Source organism: Pseudomonas sp. P5_B2 (assembly GCF_056400445.1).
On sequence record NZ_JBFULH010001209.1, the window covers coordinates 1 to 857 of the forward strand.

The 857-nt window shown below is 58.6% G+C and carries 1 protein-coding gene; it reads right to left on the bottom strand.

Going from position 1 to position 857, the window contains the following annotated elements:
* Window positions 1-36 precede the first annotated feature (36 nt).
* Window positions 37-857 (bottom strand): sigma-54-dependent Fis family transcriptional regulator (locus tag AC1DRJ_RS30260; RefSeq protein WP_477805351.1); only part of this gene is annotated, 821 nt, incomplete at its 5' end.

The following is an 857-nucleotide window of genomic DNA, read 5'->3' on the forward strand; positions in this document are numbered from 1 at the left end:
CACCTAGATTACAGTTCACTCATCACTCATCACTCATCACTCAGCCTGACGCAACCGCTTGTAAAGGGTATTGCGGCTAACCCCCAGCCGTCGGGCCAAGTGCGAGATATTCCCCCCAGCCGCCCGCAACTGCCGATTCAAATCCTCAATATCATTCAAGTCCACCGCCAGAGTCTCCGGCGAATCCACCGGCTCCATCTCCAGATCCACAAAAAAATCATCCGGCAAATGCTCCGGCCGCACCGGCTGCTCTTCCGCCATGGCCAAGGCCACCTGCATCACGCTGCTGACCTGACGCAAATTCCCCGGCCACGGGTGACGGCCAAACAGTTCCAGCACTTCACGACTCAACCCGGCCCACTGCGACGGCTCGCGGTGCTGTTCCCACAGGCGTTTGAACAACGCCTGCTTGTCGCTGCGTTCCCGTAGCGGCGGCAATTCCAGGGTCAGGCCGCCAATGCGGTAATACAGGTCTTCACGGAACCGCCCCAGCTGGACCTGTTCGCGCAACGCACGGTTAGTCGCCGAAATAATCCGGATATCCACCGGGAATAACTCGCTGCTGCCCACCGGCTGCACGCAACGCTCCTGCAAAACCCTTAACAACCGAGCCTGAGTCGGCAACGGCATGTCGCCGATTTCATCGAGGAAGAGGGTGCCTTTATCCGCCTTGCGAATCAGCCCGATGCTRCCTTTCTGATTGGCGCCGGTGAATGCGCCTTTCTCGTAGCCGAATAGCTCAGACTCCACCAGTTCGGCGGGGATCGCCGCACAGTTAACGGCAATGAACGGTTTTTTGCTGCGGGAACTGGCCTGATGCAAGGCTTTGACGAACACTTCCTTGCCGACCCCGGTTT